The 16,846-nt window shown below is 60.0% G+C and carries 12 protein-coding genes; 7 read left to right on the top strand and 5 right to left on the bottom strand.

What is annotated here, in order from left to right; genetic code table 11:
* Positions 1-118: 118 nt before the first annotated feature.
* The 6 genes from ISP25_RS16890 to ISP25_RS16865 all read left to right on the top strand — a co-directional run bounded on the left by ISP25_RS16890 (position 119) and on the right by ISP25_RS16865 (position 5,961).
* Entirely contained in the window at positions 119-499 is a 381-nt protein-coding gene (locus ISP25_RS16890; protein WP_404616336.1) for an antitoxin VbhA family protein, read from the top strand.
* A gap of 18 nt (positions 500-517) precedes the next feature.
* Positions 518-949 carry a very short patch repair endonuclease gene (locus tag ISP25_RS16885; protein WP_404615517.1) on the top strand — a complete coding sequence of 144 codons (432 nt, stop codon included), beginning with the start codon at positions 518-520 and terminating at the stop codon, positions 947-949.
* A gap of 76 nt (positions 950-1,025) precedes the next feature.
* Positions 1,026-1,979: a DNA cytosine methyltransferase gene (locus tag ISP25_RS16880; protein ID WP_404615515.1), complete on the top strand. Its 954-nt coding sequence runs from the start codon at positions 1,026-1,028 to the stop codon at positions 1,977-1,979.
* Positions 1,980-2,139: 160 nt separating this feature from the next.
* The gene (locus ISP25_RS16875) at positions 2,140-4,323 is read left to right on the top strand and encodes an ATP-binding protein (RefSeq protein ID WP_404615513.1); all 2,184 of its coding nucleotides are present in this window, start codon (positions 2,140-2,142) and stop codon (positions 4,321-4,323) included.
* A gap of 7 nt (positions 4,324-4,330) precedes the next feature.
* Positions 4,331-5,410, top strand: a complete 1,080-nt coding sequence (locus ISP25_RS16870; RefSeq protein WP_404615511.1) for a DNA-binding transcriptional response regulator — start codon at positions 4,331-4,333, stop codon at positions 5,408-5,410.
* Positions 5,411-5,454: 44 nt separating this feature from the next.
* Positions 5,455-5,961, top strand: a complete 507-nt coding sequence (locus ISP25_RS16865) for a hypothetical protein (protein WP_404615509.1) — start codon at positions 5,455-5,457, stop codon at positions 5,959-5,961.
* Positions 5,962-6,140: 179 nt separating this feature from the next.
* On the opposite strand, the gene ssb is transcribed toward ISP25_RS16865, so the two are convergent.
* The 3 genes from ssb to ISP25_RS16850 form a co-directional block, all read right to left on the bottom strand.
* Entirely contained in the window at positions 6,141-6,668 is a 528-nt protein-coding gene (gene ssb, locus ISP25_RS16860) for a single-stranded DNA-binding protein (protein ID WP_404615507.1), read from the bottom strand.
* 409 nt (positions 6,669-7,077) lie between these two features.
* Positions 7,078-10,311, bottom strand: a complete 3,234-nt coding sequence (locus ISP25_RS16855) for a TonB-dependent receptor (RefSeq protein ID WP_404615505.1) — start codon at positions 10,309-10,311, stop codon at positions 7,078-7,080.
* Between the two features lie 165 nt (positions 10,312-10,476).
* Positions 10,477-10,734, bottom strand: a complete 258-nt coding sequence (locus ISP25_RS16850) for a transposase (protein WP_404615503.1) — start codon at positions 10,732-10,734, stop codon at positions 10,477-10,479.
* Between the two features lie 416 nt (positions 10,735-11,150).
* Here ISP25_RS16850 and pdxR point away from each other — a divergent pair, with 416 nt between their 5' ends.
* On the top strand, positions 11,151-12,626 hold the full coding sequence (gene pdxR, locus ISP25_RS16845) for a MocR-like pyridoxine biosynthesis transcription factor PdxR (protein WP_192159861.1): 1,476 nt from the start codon (positions 11,151-11,153) through the stop codon (positions 12,624-12,626).
* A gap of 31 nt (positions 12,627-12,657) precedes the next feature.
* Here the strand turns inward: pdxR and ISP25_RS16840 are convergent, their stop codons facing one another.
* Entirely contained in the window at positions 12,658-13,350 is a 693-nt protein-coding gene (locus tag ISP25_RS16840; RefSeq protein WP_404615501.1) for a response regulator, read from the bottom strand.
* Between the two features lie 166 nt (positions 13,351-13,516).
* On the bottom strand, positions 13,517-16,180 hold the full coding sequence (locus tag ISP25_RS16835) for an ATP-binding protein (protein WP_404615499.1): 2,664 nt from the start codon (positions 16,178-16,180) through the stop codon (positions 13,517-13,519).
* Positions 16,181-16,846 lie beyond the last annotated feature (666 nt).

Genomic DNA, 16,846 nt, shown 5'->3' with positions numbered 1-16,846 from the left:
CGTATCATTGGCTCATGCGGCTCATGCGGCTCATGTAGGCAGAGAAACGAGAGCCCGCAAGGAGACCTCTCTGAACACGAAGATCACACCTGAGGAACGTGCTCGCCGATTGGGCGCGGTGGGTTGCGCTCGTGCCTCGATCAGCTTGGAAGGGTTTGCCCTTTCAGACGACGAGGAGGCACATGCTCAGCGCTTTGTGAACGGGGAAATTGACCTGCAGGAGTTCGTTCACAATGGACTGCCGGACTACACATTTGGTCACGTGGCTGCAGCTGTACAAAGAGAGTTTGACGCCGAGCAACTGACTGCCGACGAAGAGCCACTGTTCATGGAATTGCTCGGTGGTTACCTAGCCCGCCCGAACCCAGAAAGCATTGCCTTTGCTACGAAGATGCGCGCCGAAGGAGGCTATGTTGGCGAAGATGAATATGGTCGCTTGGTACGCACTTTACCCGGTGGCGGCGTTGAGTTGTTCGAAGAGCCCACAACCCAGCGGTGAAAACGACACCGCACCGAGGTGGTCGCTTTAGGTGAGCCCTTGGACATTGTCACTTCCTACAGACGCAGCCAGATCATGGCAGGGATCCGCTCAAAGGATACTCAGCCCGAGCTGATCGTCAGGAGGGTCGCTCATTCCATGGGGCTCCGATTTCGATTGCATCGGCGGGATCTCCCCGGCTCCCCAGATTTGGTCTTTCCCAGATGGCGGCTCGCCGTTTTCGTTCATGGCTGCTTTTGGCACCGCCATGAGGGCTGTCGCCTCGCGGCCCAACCCAAGACACGCCCAGAGTTTTGGCGGCAGAAGTTTGAGGCAAATATACGGCGTGACCGGGGCGCGATTGACCAGTTGACTGGACTCGGTTGGCGAGTAGAGGTCATCTGGGAATGTGAAACGCGTAATCCAGTGGAAGTGGCCAGTAGGCTCTCGCTGGCTACGACAGGGCGTTGACGTGCGGGCGAAGCCGTGCATCGTCGGTCCGGACCTGGTAGCCTGGCCGCTGGTGACAGAATGATGGGGATTTGGAATGAAGGGATTGGATATCTTCTGCGGGGGGGGCGGGAGCAGTGCCGGCGCGCGGCTCGCAGGGGTGGACTTGGCGGGAGCCATAGATATGTGCCCCGTAGCGACAGACACGTATCGAGCCAACTTCCCCGGCGCGAATGTGTTCACCGGTCGCCTGGAGGATATAGCCATCTCGACTGTCCAGAAGCAGATTGGCTCCATCGACATCTTGCTGGCGTCGCCCGAGTGCACAAATCACACGTGTGCGAAAGGAGCCGCACCCCGTAGCGAGGCGAGTCGCGCGACAGCTCTCTATGCTGTTGAATATGCGAGGACGTTCCGCCCCCGATGGCTGGTCCTGGAAAATGTCGTTCACATGCGCCCGTGGTCAAGGTATGGGGAGCTCAAACACGAGCTGGAGATGCTCGGATACCATCTCGCCGAACAGGTGCTCGATGCTTCGGATTTTGGTGTAGCACAGAGCCGCCGCCGACTATTCTTGGTAGGTGACTTGAAGCAGGCGCCTGGACTTGTGAAGAGCAGGCATTCTGGCCGTCGAAAGTCCGTCAAGTCGATCCTCGACAAATCCGGCACGTGGAACACTTCACCCCTCTACTCGGAACGGCGCGCCAAAGACACTCTGGTGCGTGCGGCGCGTGCGTTTGACTCGTTGGGAGAGGATGAGCCTTTTTTGCTGGTCTATTACGGAAGCGATGGTAGCGGTGGCTGGCAGCCTGTAACTCGACCACTTCGCACGATTACTACAGTCGATCGTTTTGCCTTGGTCGAGCCGGGCGAAGATGGTCCAAGAATGCGGATGCTGCAGGTTCCCGAGCTTCGTCGTGCTATGGGGTTTGATGATAACTACAAGCTAGAAGTGGGAACGAGACGAGATCGAGTCCGCATTTTGGGAAACGGTGTGTGCCCGCCTGTTATGACCGAAGTAGTCAAAGCTCTGACCCTGGAACAACTCTAAACCAAACCAAGATCCCCTTGGACAGAATCGGGTATAGGTAAAGGTTGGGATGATGGGACACCAGATTTGTCTACTTGAAACACTGCTACCCTAGATCACAAGAAATACTGCGCGGTGGAGCATCGGAGTGGCGCGCAGGTCAAATGCTGAGGAATGGGTGATGGCGAGACTTCGTCCTAGGGCACGAATCATCAGGACTATCGGAGATCAGCTCATAAGCGGGCCTGAGGCTGCGCTTATTGAGCTTGTCAAGAATTCTTATGACGCCGATGCATCTTCTGTTCGCATAAGGATCGAGCCTAAGTCTGAAGATGAGGCAGGAGGACTCCTTACTGTGGAAGACGACGGACATGGGATGTCTGCCGCTGATCTTGTCGAAAAATGGATGGAGCCCGCGACAACCGACAAGATTGAAAGAAGGGTGAGCCCCAGTGGAAGGCGGATGCTTGGCGCAAAAGGAGTGGGCAGATTTGCAACCGCGAAACTAGGGCGCTATCTGGATCTAGTTGCGGCGTACAAGTCTCCAGGGAGGCGCCTTGAAGTAACCGAATTAAAAATAGATTGGGATGAATTTTATACACGCAAGTACCTTGATGAAGTCAACATCCTTTTTTCCTCAAAAGTTGGGGGGCGCGGCGATCGCCCCGGCGTTAGCATCTCCATTAGAGAGTTGCGAGATAGTTGGACCTCGCATCGATTAGAGGCGTTAGTAAGAGAGTTGCGGCGACTTGCGTCGCCGGTTGGTGCACGAGAGACATCGTTTCGAATTCATCTGGATCTGTCTTCATTCACCGAAGCCACTGCCGGGTTCGACGGACAGTCCATTGTTGCCGGAGCTCTCGCCTCGCTCAATGAAAAAGATGTAGATCCGACAGTGATCCGCCCATTGTTTAATCTGGATCATGTGTATCACTACAAGGTCTCAGGAACGTTCGATGCCTCAGGTCGGTTCAAGGGGGCATTCGTAAATCAAAGAGGCGATAGCAAGCCTGTACCAATACGAATTGAACCGTCCGCGTTAGAGGAAGGTGAGGAGAAATGCGGAAAAATAAAGCTTCGGATTAACATCTACGATAGGGAAGGTGAAGCTGTCGATGATCTCATTGAGAGGCTGGGCCTTGATGGGGTTGGTCGACTCGACGCCAGACGTCTTCTTAACGAGAATATAGGTATTGGAATTTATCGCGAAGGTTTTCGCATACGTCCATACGGCGACCCTGAAACTGATTGGCTAGAACTTGAAAGGCGCAGGGTGCAGGACCCCTCACTTCGTCTTGGACATAATCAGGTTTGGGGGGTGGTAGAAATAGAAGATGAGGGGGACTCGGGCCTAACTGAGCGGAGTAGCAGAGAGGGTCTTGATCATAACGGCTCATTCCTTAGGCTCAAAAGACTTGTTACTGATCTGCTAGTTACAGTCGAGCAGGATAGGCAAAATTTCAGGCAATCCGCTGGGTTTAGCAGGAAAAAAGCCGGAGACACCAGCGATGTACGCAAGCACGCTGGTTTGAGAACAATCGAACGCGAAATAAACCAGCTGCCACCCAGGTATCGCGAGCGTTTCACGCGGGCTCTCCGGAAGGACAGTGCCGCTTTAAAAACGGCTATCGAGGATCTCGAATCCTACCAGCAGGCGCTAGCTTCCCGGTCTACCTTGGGACTCGTTGTCGCCCAAGTTCTGCATGATGGTAGACGCTTTCTTTCAGATATCACAACCCGCTCCAAAGGCCTCGCAGATGGGGCCTCTCGAATCCAAGAGAAATCGGCATTCGGGGAGCACTTCAGATCTTCTTTTGGTAAAAATGCCCAATCAATACACCAGTCTGCCGGTGGTCTAAACAAATTATTCAAGGCACTCGATCCTGTTTCGGGCAGAAGAAGAGGCAGGCCGACAGATTTTGACGCAAGCAGGGTAATGCAGCGTTGCCTTGATTTATTTTCCGATGCCATTCAGCGCGAAGGGATTGTCATTGAATTCAATAACGAGGGCTCTTCACTGCTTGTGCGAGGTTATGAAGCTGACCTAATGGCGGCTTTGTTGAACATCATAGATAATGCTGTCCATTGGCTTGGAACAAGTCCAGCGCGGCCTCGCGTCATACGAATTACTACTGGTGAGACAAAAAAATATGTAAGGATTGCTCTATCCAACAATGGGCCGCCTATCGATGATCGCTTCCATCAGCGATTGTTTAGCCCTGGTTTCACTCTCAAAACAGAAGGTTCTGGGATAGGCCTAGCCATTGCAAGAGAGGCAATGCGCGGCAGCAAGGGGGACGTCGCATTCGATGGTGATGCCAGAGATGTGACGTTTGTGATCGAGATGCAGCGTTCAAGGGAGTAACTCGAACATGGCGCACGATATGGCGCGCGCATTGCGCGTATTGCTCATAGAAGATGAGCAAAAAAACATTGAGCTCTGGGAGGATGCCGTAGCCGCGCATAATGCTGAAGCCACGGAGCACGGTTTCTCGATAGAGACGACCGTGGCCATGTCCGTTGATAAAGCTATCTCTTGCCTTAAGGGTGGGCGTTTTGACGCGGCGGTTGTTGACCTTCGTCTAAAAAATAGCGAGGGCCCCATAGGCCCTAATGATGATGGCAATCAACTCGTCAAACGGATTTTGACTGAGCAGCCAATGGGGGTGGTGGTTTACACCGGTCAGAAAGCCGAGGTTGCTGACTTTGGGTGTCCTCAAGTAGTGGTAATTGACAGAGGGGATGGTCTATCCCCGGTTATGTCCTGGCTGAAGGATCAATCCCAATTGCTGTTTCACCTCAGGTCCGTAATGGAAGCTTTTGACGCCGAGGCTGCGAAAGTATTCTTCAAGTCGATTTGGCCACGTTGGCGGCAATGGACAAAAGACATTGGTGACGCCTCTGTGCTATCAAAGCTGGTAGCTAGGCACGTCATTGCTCACGCACATGACTCGATGCTATATGAGGGAGGGGAGCAAGTTCACCCTGAAGAGACCTATTTTGCCCCGCCAATGAAGCCTCGTCTGGATACTGGCGACCTTCTTGAAACAGATGGCGAGGTGTGGATTGTTGTCACTCCACGTTGCGACATGGCGCATGACGGCAAAGTACAGAGCATACTTTTGGCTAGATGCAGCGACATAAGCAAGAAGTGGAATGAACTTGAGCAATCTGAAAGTAAAGGTGCCAAGTCAGAAATTTCAAAAATTGCACAGCATGAAGGGAAGCCAAAACAGCATTTTCTTCCCCGGCTCAGCGATCATGTCGGAAGCAAGCGAGGGCCTTGGTTGGCGCAATTCCATGACATTAAAGTAGTTGATGCAAAACAAGCCCAATTGGAGCTTCCAGCTAGAAGATTCGCGTCACTTGCGCCTCAGTTTATTCCATCTTTGACCGGACGCTTTGGATCTTACTTCAGTCGTATCGGAACGCCAGACTTTTCTAGCGACTAATCATTCGATAGGGCCGGTTTTGCACATCAATACAGGGAGCGGTAATGATCGATCTGACTTCGCTCTCAAATAATAATCTTTTGAAGCTTTATTCAGAAATTGAGCAAGAGGCCAGAAGGCGTGACTTATCGCTAAATATCGGCGAACTGGGGGAAAGGCTTGTCATCGAGCTCTTTAAAAGGCGGACCGACCTGCCTGTGCTTGGCTTGGCTTCCAAGGGGACAAAGAATGTTGACGCTCTCTCTCGCGATGGGGAGAGGTATTCGATAAAGACATTGCAGCGGGCAAGGAAGACCGGAACCATTTATCCGGACTCGGAGAATAAGGACAAACAGCTTTTTGAGTTCCTCGTGATCGTGATCCTCACTGACAGCCTTGAGCTCTCAAGAGTGGTCATTTTGAGTTGGAATCAGTTTTGCCGAGTACGCAGCTGGGACCGCAGAATGAACGCTTGGTATGTTGGAAGGTCGAAACGTGCTTTGGATCTTGGAAGGCAGGTGTTCCCTCATCCCATCGACCCACACCGAAAAGCTCTAACAGAAACTTTGTGAAGTCCCTCCAAGTTGTAACGCCGAGGGCGTCTCATGGCTGTGATGGTGACAACCACGGGTTGCAATCGACGGGCCTTAGGTTTTGCACCAGCTACCGCTTAGCGTTCGAAGGAAAGAAAAAGCCCCTGCAAGAGCAGGGGCTTTTCAAACTTAAATCAACACTTTCAAACACGCGTTGTCTAGAACGGAATGTCGTCGTCCTCGAAACCGCCGCTGCTCGCCGGCGCTGACGGTGCCGGGGCGCCGCCGCCACGCGACTGGTTGCCGTAGTTGTTGTTGCCGTAGTTGCCGCCGCCCTGCGAACGCTGGCCGCCTTGTGGTCGCTCGCGCTGGAAGCCGCCACCACTGCCACTGCCGCCGCCACCTTCGCTACCGCCACCCAGCATCTGCATCTCGTTGGCGACGATGTCGGTGGAATAACGCTCGACGCCGTCCTTGTCGGTGTATTTGTCGGTGCGCAGCGAGCCTTCGATGTAGACCTGCCGCCCCTTCTTCAGGTATTCGCCAGCGATCTCGGCCAGCTTGCCGAACAGCTTCACGCGATGCCACTCGGTGCGCTCCTGGCGCTCGCCGCTCTGCTTGTCGGTCCACTGTTCCGAGGTGGCGATGCGCAGGTTGGTGATGGCAGTGCCGCTGCCGGTGTAACGAGTTTCCGGATCAGCACCGAGATTGCCGACGATGATGACTTTGTTTATGCCGCGCGCCATGGATTCGTTCCTGGGTTGGCCAGCCGCATGTGAAGTCGGATTGCGACCGGGGTTGAGATTTGGCCATCATACCTTGCCAAAGGTTGAAAGCATCCATCGCGGGCCGGCAGCCTATGTAGTCCCGGGCCTGCGCATGGCATCGGCGGTAGCGGCAGAGCCTTACCTTGAATCGGCAGACCGATGCCTTTTCCGAAAGAGTTCGCGGCAACGCGTGCGGGGAAATCCGTGCGCGGCCCAGGAATGGCAGCCGCGACCACTGGTACTGGTGAGCAGCCATGCGATCGCTTCGGCGCGAGCGCCCCACATACCTAAACGAACAAGGCCGCCGGTTGCCCGGCGGCCTTGCTCTTTTCTGCACATCTTGACCTCATGCAGCCGTTTGCGGCGGCATGAGGTTGGAGGATGTGGCTTACCAGTCGAACTTCACGTTGAAATCCATGTAGCGCGGCTGCTCCACCGCGCTCGCGGTCATGAAGGTCGGGCTGTAGTAACCCGTGCTGCCCGAGAAGTAGGTGTACGACGAGTTGAATCCCCCGGCCGGGCTCGCGATCAGCAACGTATGCTGCTCGTTGAACACATTGTGCACTTCCGCCTGGAAGGTGAGGTGCTTGTTCGCCCATGCCGGTACGTAGGTCACGCTCAGGTTGAGCTGATGCGTCCACGGCGTATTGCCAGCGGCACCCGGAGGGGAGCCCACCGCACCCGTGCCCGCTCCAGCCGCGGTCTGCTGCAGGGGGGGGAGGATCGTACCGCCGCAGAAGTGCTGGAAGGAACCGCCATACAGATCCGAGTTGTCGGTCGGGCCGTAGCCGCTCAAACACGCTATCGGCGCACCCGACTGGATGATGTAGGTGGCACCGATCGTCCACTCCGGCGTGATGGAGTACGCGCCGAACAGTTTGATGGTATGGCGACGGCTGTTGGACTGCTCGCCGTTGGCGTATTGCATGATGTCGGGGAAATCCCAGGTCATCGTGGTCGAACCGGAAAAGCCGCCGTTCCTCTGGTTGGTGACCTGTCCCGTGTTGGTGTCGGTCGGACCTTCGCTGCTGCCGTACGACTTGGAGAACAGGTAGTCGATCTTGCCGTACCACTTGCCGTCCCAGGTGTGTTCCAGATAGGTATCCAGCCCGTAGTACTTGCGCGACGGCGTCGGGAACGCGGTGACGCCTTGCACGCCACTGTTCGCCCAGTAATTGGCCGGATTCCAGGTGATCTCACCCCCGGGAGCCCCGCTGCATGGGATGTAGTTGGTCTTGCCGGGATTGACCAGGCCAGCGGCACAACCATAGTTGGGAAGATTGCCGTAACCGCTGAGATTGGTGTCGTCGATGATGTTGCCCAGGCGATCAAAGGTGCCCTGCATGCCGAACACCAGGCCGGTATCGCCCAGCATCTTCTGGAAGCCCAGCACGTACTCGTCCTGATACGAGGCCTTGAGGTTGGTCGAGGCATAGTCCTTGGAATTGCCGGGGACGCCGTTCTCGCCATCCGGCGAGTAGTAGCCCGGCGTGGTCACGCCCGGAGCCAGATTCATAGGCACAACGACCGGGTTGATCGGAAGACCCGTCGGACCGATGCCCGAGTAGGTATAGACGACCTGGCCGTTGATCGAGCCCATGGCCGGATTGCGCGTGGCCAGACCCGCAGGCAGCGCCAGGTAGTAACGACCCGCGTTACCGAAGATCTTCATCGAGCTGTCGCCGAACACGTCCCAGCTGAAGCCCAGGCGCGGCGCCCATTGCGGCTTGGTTTCCCGCACGTAGGCGATGCCACCGGGGCCTAGGTTGCTGAACTGGTCGTTGCGCAGGCCGAGGTCAAGCAGCAGGTTGGACGTGACCTGCCACTTGTCTTCCACATACTGCGCCTTCTGGCGGACAGCCAGCGTAGCGTTCTGGCTGAGCAGATGTTCCACGACGTAATTGCCGGCCACCGGCGTGGTGGAATAAGGCGCGCTCGAGGCATAGGTGGGCAAGCTGTTGGGGGTGAGGTACTCCCAGAACTGGACGCCGCCACCGACAGGGCTGGCGCCGTCGTGATCGTCACGGTTCTGCATGTTGTCGATGCCGAACTTGACGTCGTGATCGGCCGTGATCTTCCAATCCAGGTCGACGCGCAGGTTGGCGACCTTGGTGGTGTGATCCGGGTTGGGGAGCGACCCATCAAGCACGTTCGGGAAGACAACACCCCCTGGCACGCTCACTCCCGAATCGAACTGCACAGGCGCCTGGACCCCGGCCGGGGCCTGGGCGTAGTACTGACCGCTCATCTGGCCGTACATCATTTCAAGCGTGAGGTCATCGGTGATGTACGAGGTGTACTTCAGGATGCCGACGTCGAAGCTGTTCTTGGTCAACACACCGGTTGCCCAATAGTTGCCGACACTCTGGTTCGAGTAGTTGTACTCGTAGCCGTTCCGGGTGAGATCCTGGACCTTGCTCTGGACGCCCGTGAATTCCAGCACGTTGTTGTCGTTGATGTTCCAGTCCAGCTTGCCGTACAGCTTGGGCGACGAAGTGCCTGTGGACAGCCAGTCAGGAGAACCCGTCGGCCCGACCTGCGACACGCCCTGGTTGCCCAGGCCGTACTGGCTGCTGTCGTGCTGCCACTCGGCGGTGATGAAGAAGAACAGTTTGTCCTTGATCAGCGCACCGCTGAGGTAGGCGTCGTACACCGTCTCCCAGTCGCTGTTCTGACGGTTGCCGGTCTGGATCTGGCCGTAGCCGGGGGCGTAGTTCGTGGTGCCCTGGGTGATGCCTTGCACCGCGCCGGAGCCTACAGGCACCTTCGGATTGCTGTAATAGATATTGTCGGCGTTGCTCTCGGCAAAGGCCGGACGCACGGACACGTACACGCCGGCGTGGAAGTCGTTGCTGCCGCGCTGACCGATCTGGCTGATCACGCCGCCGGTCGAACGACCGTATTCGGGGCCGTAGCCGGAGGTGATGGTCTGCTGTTCGGAGATGGCGAAGTACGGCAGCGCAACGCCGCCCGAGCCGCCGATCGGATCAGTGGTGTTGAAGCCGTTGAGGTAATAGGCGTTTTCCACCACGCTGTTGCCGCCCATGGAAACCAGCGGCATGCCGGTCGGGCCCGTGCCCATGGTGGAGCCGCCCATGTTCACACCCGGGGCCAGCAAGGCGATGTCTTCGGCGCTGTGCGCGATCGGCAGCGTCTTCAACTGCTGCGCGGTAATCACCGAGCTCTGGCGGGTGGCGGATACGTCGATCGCCGGCAGCGAGTTGGCCGTGACCGTGACACTGGAGAGGTTCTGCACGTTGTTGCCGGCAGCGGCAAACGCCACCGGCGTACCGCCCGCCACACTCACCTGCACATGTTCATGGGTGGACACCACGCTGCCGTTCTGCACCAGCGACACGGTGTAATCGCCCACCGGCAACTGGTTGGCGCCATAGCGGCCATCGCTGCCGACCGCCACTTCGCGGGTCAGGCCGGTCTGGTTGTTGGCGATGCGGACCGTTTCGCCCGCCGCCACCGGCGCGGTGCCGAAGACCGAACCGGTGGTGGCCTGCGCCAACACCTGGCCTGTCATGCCGAGGCCAGCAACGACAGCTACGGTCAACGCAGTGCGACGCAGGCGCGCGCCATGCAACGATGAATTACGAAACTTTGCAATATCCATTAAGCGACTCCCCAGCTTATGTCATGAACAAGAACCACGACCTCTTGGTCGACGGTCCAAACAGGTTTATTCCCCACCGATCAAAACATCCGTAACAGCGACAACAGATGGCATTTACAAGTCATACGCGCATTTTCGTGCGAACGCGCGACAAATTCGTGCGAATCAAATTGCTTTATCCAGAAAATCAGCTGCAATGCCTGCAAAAGCATCCCGCTCCATCGCAAGCCTTTTCACGCAGGCTCGCAGTTGCTCAATATCATTGAGAGGGGTCTTGCGGTAACGGGAGCGATGCACCCAGACCCGGACTACTTCGGTGCGCAATCCCAACTTCGAGGCTGCCTCACTCGTGGTGAGCCGATGCTCGACCACCAATCGAATGGCTTCATCCCTCAGCTCATCCGGATAAAACCGCACACGCATCTTTCCGCCTCCTTCATCTCGTCATGCACGACATGGAATTGGCTGATCGACACGCCTGACTCGCCTCGACTCCATTCGGCACCAATCCGGCACAACGATTGGCCGTCCCTTTGAAACCATCCTCATCCACATTAAATAAACATTTACGGGCTTTACAGAACCAATCGATTGAAAACAGGCATGACCAATGCCACCGATCCGCACCAGCCTGTTCATACGCATCACTTGGCCAGGCCATCCCTTCCGGCATATGAAAGAATGCCCGGACGAAGGAAAATAAGCACAATTGATCGGATGCTCTTCGCCATGATTGCCGTCATTTCAATTTCCGCCCCGTTAAACGTCTTGTTCGGGCGTAGCAATGTCGCGCACATAACCAATTTCAATGGAATGTATATAGCCAATCAGGAGGCGGCATGTTTCTCGAACTTGACGGACTCGGCCCGCATTACAGCCAGCTCACCCGTGCCGTGAAGTCGGCCATCCTCAACGGCGTACTGGTCGCGGGCGCACGCCTGCCGCCTACCCGCGTGCTGGCCGAGGAACTGGGGCTCTCCCGCATCACGGTGCTGACTGCCTACGAGCAGCTAAGAGCCGAGGGTTACATCGTCGGCCGCGTAGGCTCCGGCAGCTACGTGAGCACATCGCGCGTCGAACCCATGCCGCCACAGCAGGTGTCGGCCAGAAGCATCGCGCCACTTACGCGCTACGCAAAGCGCGCGCGGCAACTCGCCGACTGGTCGATCGCGACACGGCATGGCGGCCGACGCCTGGACATGCAGTACGGGCGCCCGCAGGTCAACCCGACTCTGGGCACGGTCTGGGGGCGCGAACTCGCCTGGGCTGCCACGCATACCAGGCTTGAATACGTCGACAACCAGGGATTGCCTGCCCTGCGCGAACAGATTTGCGATTACGTTGCCCGGCGCCGCGGAATCCGGACCTCGCCGGATCGGGTGCTGATCGTCAGCGGCACCCAGCAGGCCATTACCCTGACATCACGCGTACTGCTGGACGAAGGCGATGAAGTGGCCCTCGAAGAGCCACATTACTTCAGCGCCTGGCAGCAGTTCGGCGCCCACGGGGCATCGCTGCTGTCCATCCCGACCGATCGCGATGGACTGATCTGCAATGCCCTGCCGGCACAGGCCCCGCGCCTGGTGATGGTCACCCCGTCCCACCAGTTTCCTGCAGGGCCGGCCCTCTCCCTGTCGCGCCGGCAAGAGCTGCTGCGCTATGCACGGAGCAAGAACTGCTGGATCCTGGAAGACGACTACGACGGTGAACTGCGTTACGACGCAATGCCGCTGCCCGCCCTGCGCTCGCTCGATGACGACGACCGGGTGATCTATGTCGGCACTTTCTCCAAGGTGATGTTCGGCGCGTTGCGGCTCGGTTACATGGTGCTGCCGGAGGCATTGTGCGGTGACTTCATCAACGCCAAGTACCTGTGCGACCGGGGTTGCCCGGCGATCGAGCAAGCGGCGCTCGCGCATTTCATCGAGGATGGCGGCTTCGATCGCCATCTGCGCCACATGACCCGCGAGCTGGGTGCACGGCGGCGGGAGCTGCTCGCCAGGCTGCGGCAATATGCCGGTGCGCGCGTGCAAGTCACGGATGCGCAGGCCGGCATGCACGTCACGGTGTGGCTGCCCGATTACGATCACGCGCAGGTCGATGCATTGATTGCCGACGCGCGTGAACGCGGGCTGGGCCTGTATTCCATCGCACCGCACTACCGCGAGGCGCCGGCGGTGCCGGGCCTCATCCTTGGCTATTGCGGTCTGTCCAAGGCGCAATTGCACGAAGCGATGCAGTTGTTCGGCGAGTGTCTGGATGCGGTCGACGCCGCTGCGCAGGAATGCTTGCCGAAGCGACGCAGGCTGGCCTAAGCCGCTTCGCCGGCTCCGTGTCGCGACGCCATCAACCGAGGAAACGATAGCCCACGCCCGGCTCGGTCTTCAGCCAGCGCGGGTTGGCCGGGTCGTCCCCCAGCTTCTGACGCAGCTTGCCGATGATGATGCGCAGGTACTGGCTGTCCGCAACATGGCTGGGACCCCATATCTCGCGCAGCAACTGGGGTTGGGTCACCACGCGTCCGGCATGGCGCAGCAGCAGACTGAGCACGGCGTACTCCTTGCGCGTCAGCGCCAGTTCGGCGCCATCCAGATGCACTTCGCGACGCAGGAAATCCAGGCTGAGGCGGCCATCGTCCCAGCGTGGCGGTGCTTCCGGCTCGCTGGCCGGGCGTTGACGCAGTAGCGCGCGCAAACGCGCCATCAGTTCCTGGATGCCAAAGGGCTTGGTGACGTAGTCGTTGGCACCGGCGTCCAGCGCGCGCACCTTCTCAGTTTCGGTGTCGCGCACCGACAGCATCAGCACCGGCACCCGGCTCCACTGGCGCAGCTCGGCCAGTACCTCATGGCCGTCGCGGTCCGGCAACCCAAGGTCGAGTATCACCAGATCCGGGCTGCCAGTGGCCGCCTGTGCCAGGCCTTCGGCGGCATTGGCGGCGAGCAGCACCTGGTAGCCCTCGGCGCGCAGGCCGATATCGAGGAAGCGACGGATCTGCGCTTCGTCGTCGATGACCAGGATGCGGGGCGATGCGGCATTCATGCGGCGCTGTCGGGTGCTGGAGCGTGGGCGGCAGAAACATTCGCGTCGAAAAGGCCGCCGTGCGAGAGCAGATTTCCGACGATTCGCCGCCCCATGGTAATTCCATGGGACGAGGAGCGGCGGAAACATGCACCGCATGGCGCGCTTTGCAGCCAGATGATTTCTGTCACCCGAGCTCCTGGGGCAAGGGCAGGCCGATGCGAATGGTGGTGCCGCCGCCTTCGCGCGGCAAGGCCTCCACGCTGCCGCCATGCGCGCCGATCATGCCGCGGCAGATCGCCAGGCCCAGTCCGGTGCCTTGCGTGGCGCGGTCGCCGCGCGATACCGAATAGAACATGTCGAAGATGCGCGCGCGCTCCTCCTCGGGAATGCCGGGGCCGCGGTCGCCGACGTCCAGCAACAGGCGTCCGCTTTCGATGCGCGCATTCACGGTCACCGGCTGATCCGTCGGCGAGAAACGCGCGGCGTTTTCGAGGATGTTGAACAGGGCCTGCTCGATCAGCGCCGGGTGCACGTGCAGCAACACCGTGTCCGACGGCAACGCGATCTCCACGCGCAGCGCGGGGAACAGCTTGCGCAGGCGCGCCACCGCGGCACCGACGATCTCGGCCACGTCCACCCAGTCGCGGTTGAGCTTGAGCGTGCCGTGGCCCAGCCTGGTCATGTCGAGCAGGTTCTGGATATAGCGATCCAGCCGCTGGCCCTCTCCAAGGATGGCTTCCAGCAGTTCGCGACGTTCGGCGGGCGGCAGGCGATCTTCGTAATCGACCAGGGTGCCGGCGGCGCCGATCATCGAGGACAACGGCGAACGCAGGTCGTGCGACACCGAGGAAAGCAGTGCACTGCGCAGGCGCTCCGTCTCGCCCTGCACGCGCGCACCCTCCAGTTCCTCGGCAAGGCGCGCGCGCGCCAGCGCCTGGCCGATGTCCTGCACCATTGCCAGCGCGAGGCTACGGCGGTCCGGATCGAGGTCGCCATCGCCGGAAGGAAAGCGCAGGGCGGCAACGCCCAGCCGCTGTTCCTCGCTGCCCAGCGGCAGCAACCAGCATGGCGCCGCGTTCAAGGTGTCCGTGTAGCGACCGGCCGGTGCGGCATGGCGTTCGCACCAATCGGCGGCGGCGATGTCCTGCGGCTGCAATTGCAGCGACTGCGGCTCGGTCGCCACCGCCTGCAACGCACCGGTGAGGTCGCGTGCCAGCAACGCGGCTTCGCAGGAAAGCGCCTTGGCCAAGGCCGCCGCCCCCACCGCGCGCGCGCCGGCCGCGTCGGCGCTGGCGGTCAACCGTTGCCCGAGCGTAAGCAGGGCCCGCGCATGCACGTGCGTCGCGCGCAACGACTCCACCTGTTGCGTCAGCCGCGTAGCCAGCCGGCTGCACACCAGCGCCGCGACCAGGAACAGACACACCGCCAGTACGTCGTCGGGGCTGGAAATCGTCAGCGAATAGATCGGTGGCGCAAAGAAAAAGTTGTATGACAGGAAGCACAGGGTAGCCGTGTAGACGGCCACTGCCATGCGCGTACGAACCGCCACCACCAGCACAGCGGTAAGGAAGATCAACGACAGGTTAGCCACCGCGAGGTAGCGCTGGCCGAGGAAGGCCAGCGCCAGCGCCACCAGTGTGGACGAGGTGGCGTAGACGTACTCGCCGCCGCGCCCCATACCACCCGGCACGCTGGGCCGGCGCTGGCGACGGCGCGACGCCGCACGCTCGGTGGGCGTCGCGACGATGGTGAGTTCCAGGTGCGCGCCGCGGCTCAGCAACTGCTGCGTGAGCGAGCGGCCGAACATGCGCGCGAACAGGCGCTCCCGGGTGCGCGCCAGCAGGATCTGGCCCACGCCCTCGCGATCGGCATGCGCGAGCAGTTCGTCGGCGATCGCATGGCCGCGCAACACAACCGCGTCGCCGCCCAACCGGCGCGCCAGACGCATCGCGGCGTCCAGCCGCTCGCGCCGCGCCGCGTCCATGCTTGCGCCGGTATCCACGAAGGCCACGCCCCACGGCACTCCGCGTCGCTCGGCGATGCGCCGCGCCACGCGCACCAGGTATTCGCTCTGCGCATGGCCGTCGATCGCCGCCAGCACGCGGCGGCGCACCGGCATCGCGCCGCCGCGTGCCAGCATCGCGCCGCGCAGGTCGCTCTCCACGTGGCCGGCCACGGTGTCCACCGACAGCTCGCGCAGCGCGGCGAGGTTGGTGGGCGAGAAGAACGAATCCAGCGCCGCGGCCGCGGTTTCCGGCACGTAGACCTTGCCGGCCTTCAGGCGCTGGATCAGCTCGCGCGGCGGCAGGTCGATCAGCACGATGTCGCGCGCGCGATCGAGGAAGGCATCCGGCACGCGCTCGCGCACGGCCACGCCGGTGATGCGCTGCACCTGGTCGTTGAGGCTTTCCAGGTGCTGCACATTGAGTGCGCTGTACACCTCAATACCGGCGTCGAGCAGTTCGGCGATGTCCTGCCAGCGGCGTTCGTGGCGGCCGCCAGGAAGATTGGTGTGCGCCAGTTCGTCCACCAGCAACACCTGCGGCTTGCGCGCCAGCGCGGCGTCGAGGTCGAACTCCTCGAAGTCGCGGCCGTGGTAACTCACATGGCGGCGCGGCAGGATCTCCAGCCCTTCCAGCAGGGCCGCCGTCTCGGCGCGGCCGTGCGTTTCCACCAGGCCCACCACCACATCCACGCCCTGCTTCTTCAACTCGCGTGCGGCGGACAGCATGGCCCAGGTCTTGCCGACGCCGGGAGCGGCACCGAGGAAGATCTTCAGGCGCTTTTGCTCGCCGTTGGCGACGTCTAGGAGGGCGTTGGCGCGGGCTTCGCGGGTGGGGGTGCTCATGGACATGCGTCGGAGGTTTCGGGTGATGCCATTCTTGGCTTGAGTGTTCGTGATTTGAGTGTTCGCTACGATCGTTCGTTTCTGCAGATTGGCTCGCCTGCGGCGGGCTTTCGATCGCCTGCCGGCGACCGAGTCACTTCTCTTTGCTGGCCCAAAGAGAAGTAACCAAGAGAAATGGCCTTGCTTAATCCGCCGGGATTACAAGCCTGCGGTTTCGAGGATGTTGGAACTATATCCCGCGACACGACCACCGCCGCCGCCATGCCACGCCGTATCTGGAAGCTGAGGTACTCCAGCACCCCACACTTGTCATCCCTGCGAAAGCCGGACAAAAGCGAGCTACGCGAGCGTTGAACAGCCGAAGGCTGGCCCCAAAGGGGCGAGCGCAGCGAGTCATCCAGTGCCTCGGCACTGGAAGATCAACATCACTGAATGACTCGCTGCGCTCGCCCCTTTGGGGCCGCCCTGCGGGCATTCTGCGCGCGGAGCGCTTGTCCGGCTTTCGCCGGAATGACGAGCAAAAGCACGAACACCTCTCACGGTTTTTTTCTTTGCCCTGGCTGTTGCTTCTGCGCGCAGGAAGCGCGCTGCTCTTCCGAGGCCCCTCGGCGGCGGTGAGGCGTGGACGACAAGGCCGCGCAGCGGGCGAGTCCATGGATGGACTCG

Source organism: Rhodanobacter hydrolyticus, assembly GCF_044904645.1.
The sequence above is the reverse complement of the archived record's forward strand: the minus strand, read 5'-3'. Positions and strand labels throughout refer to the sequence as shown.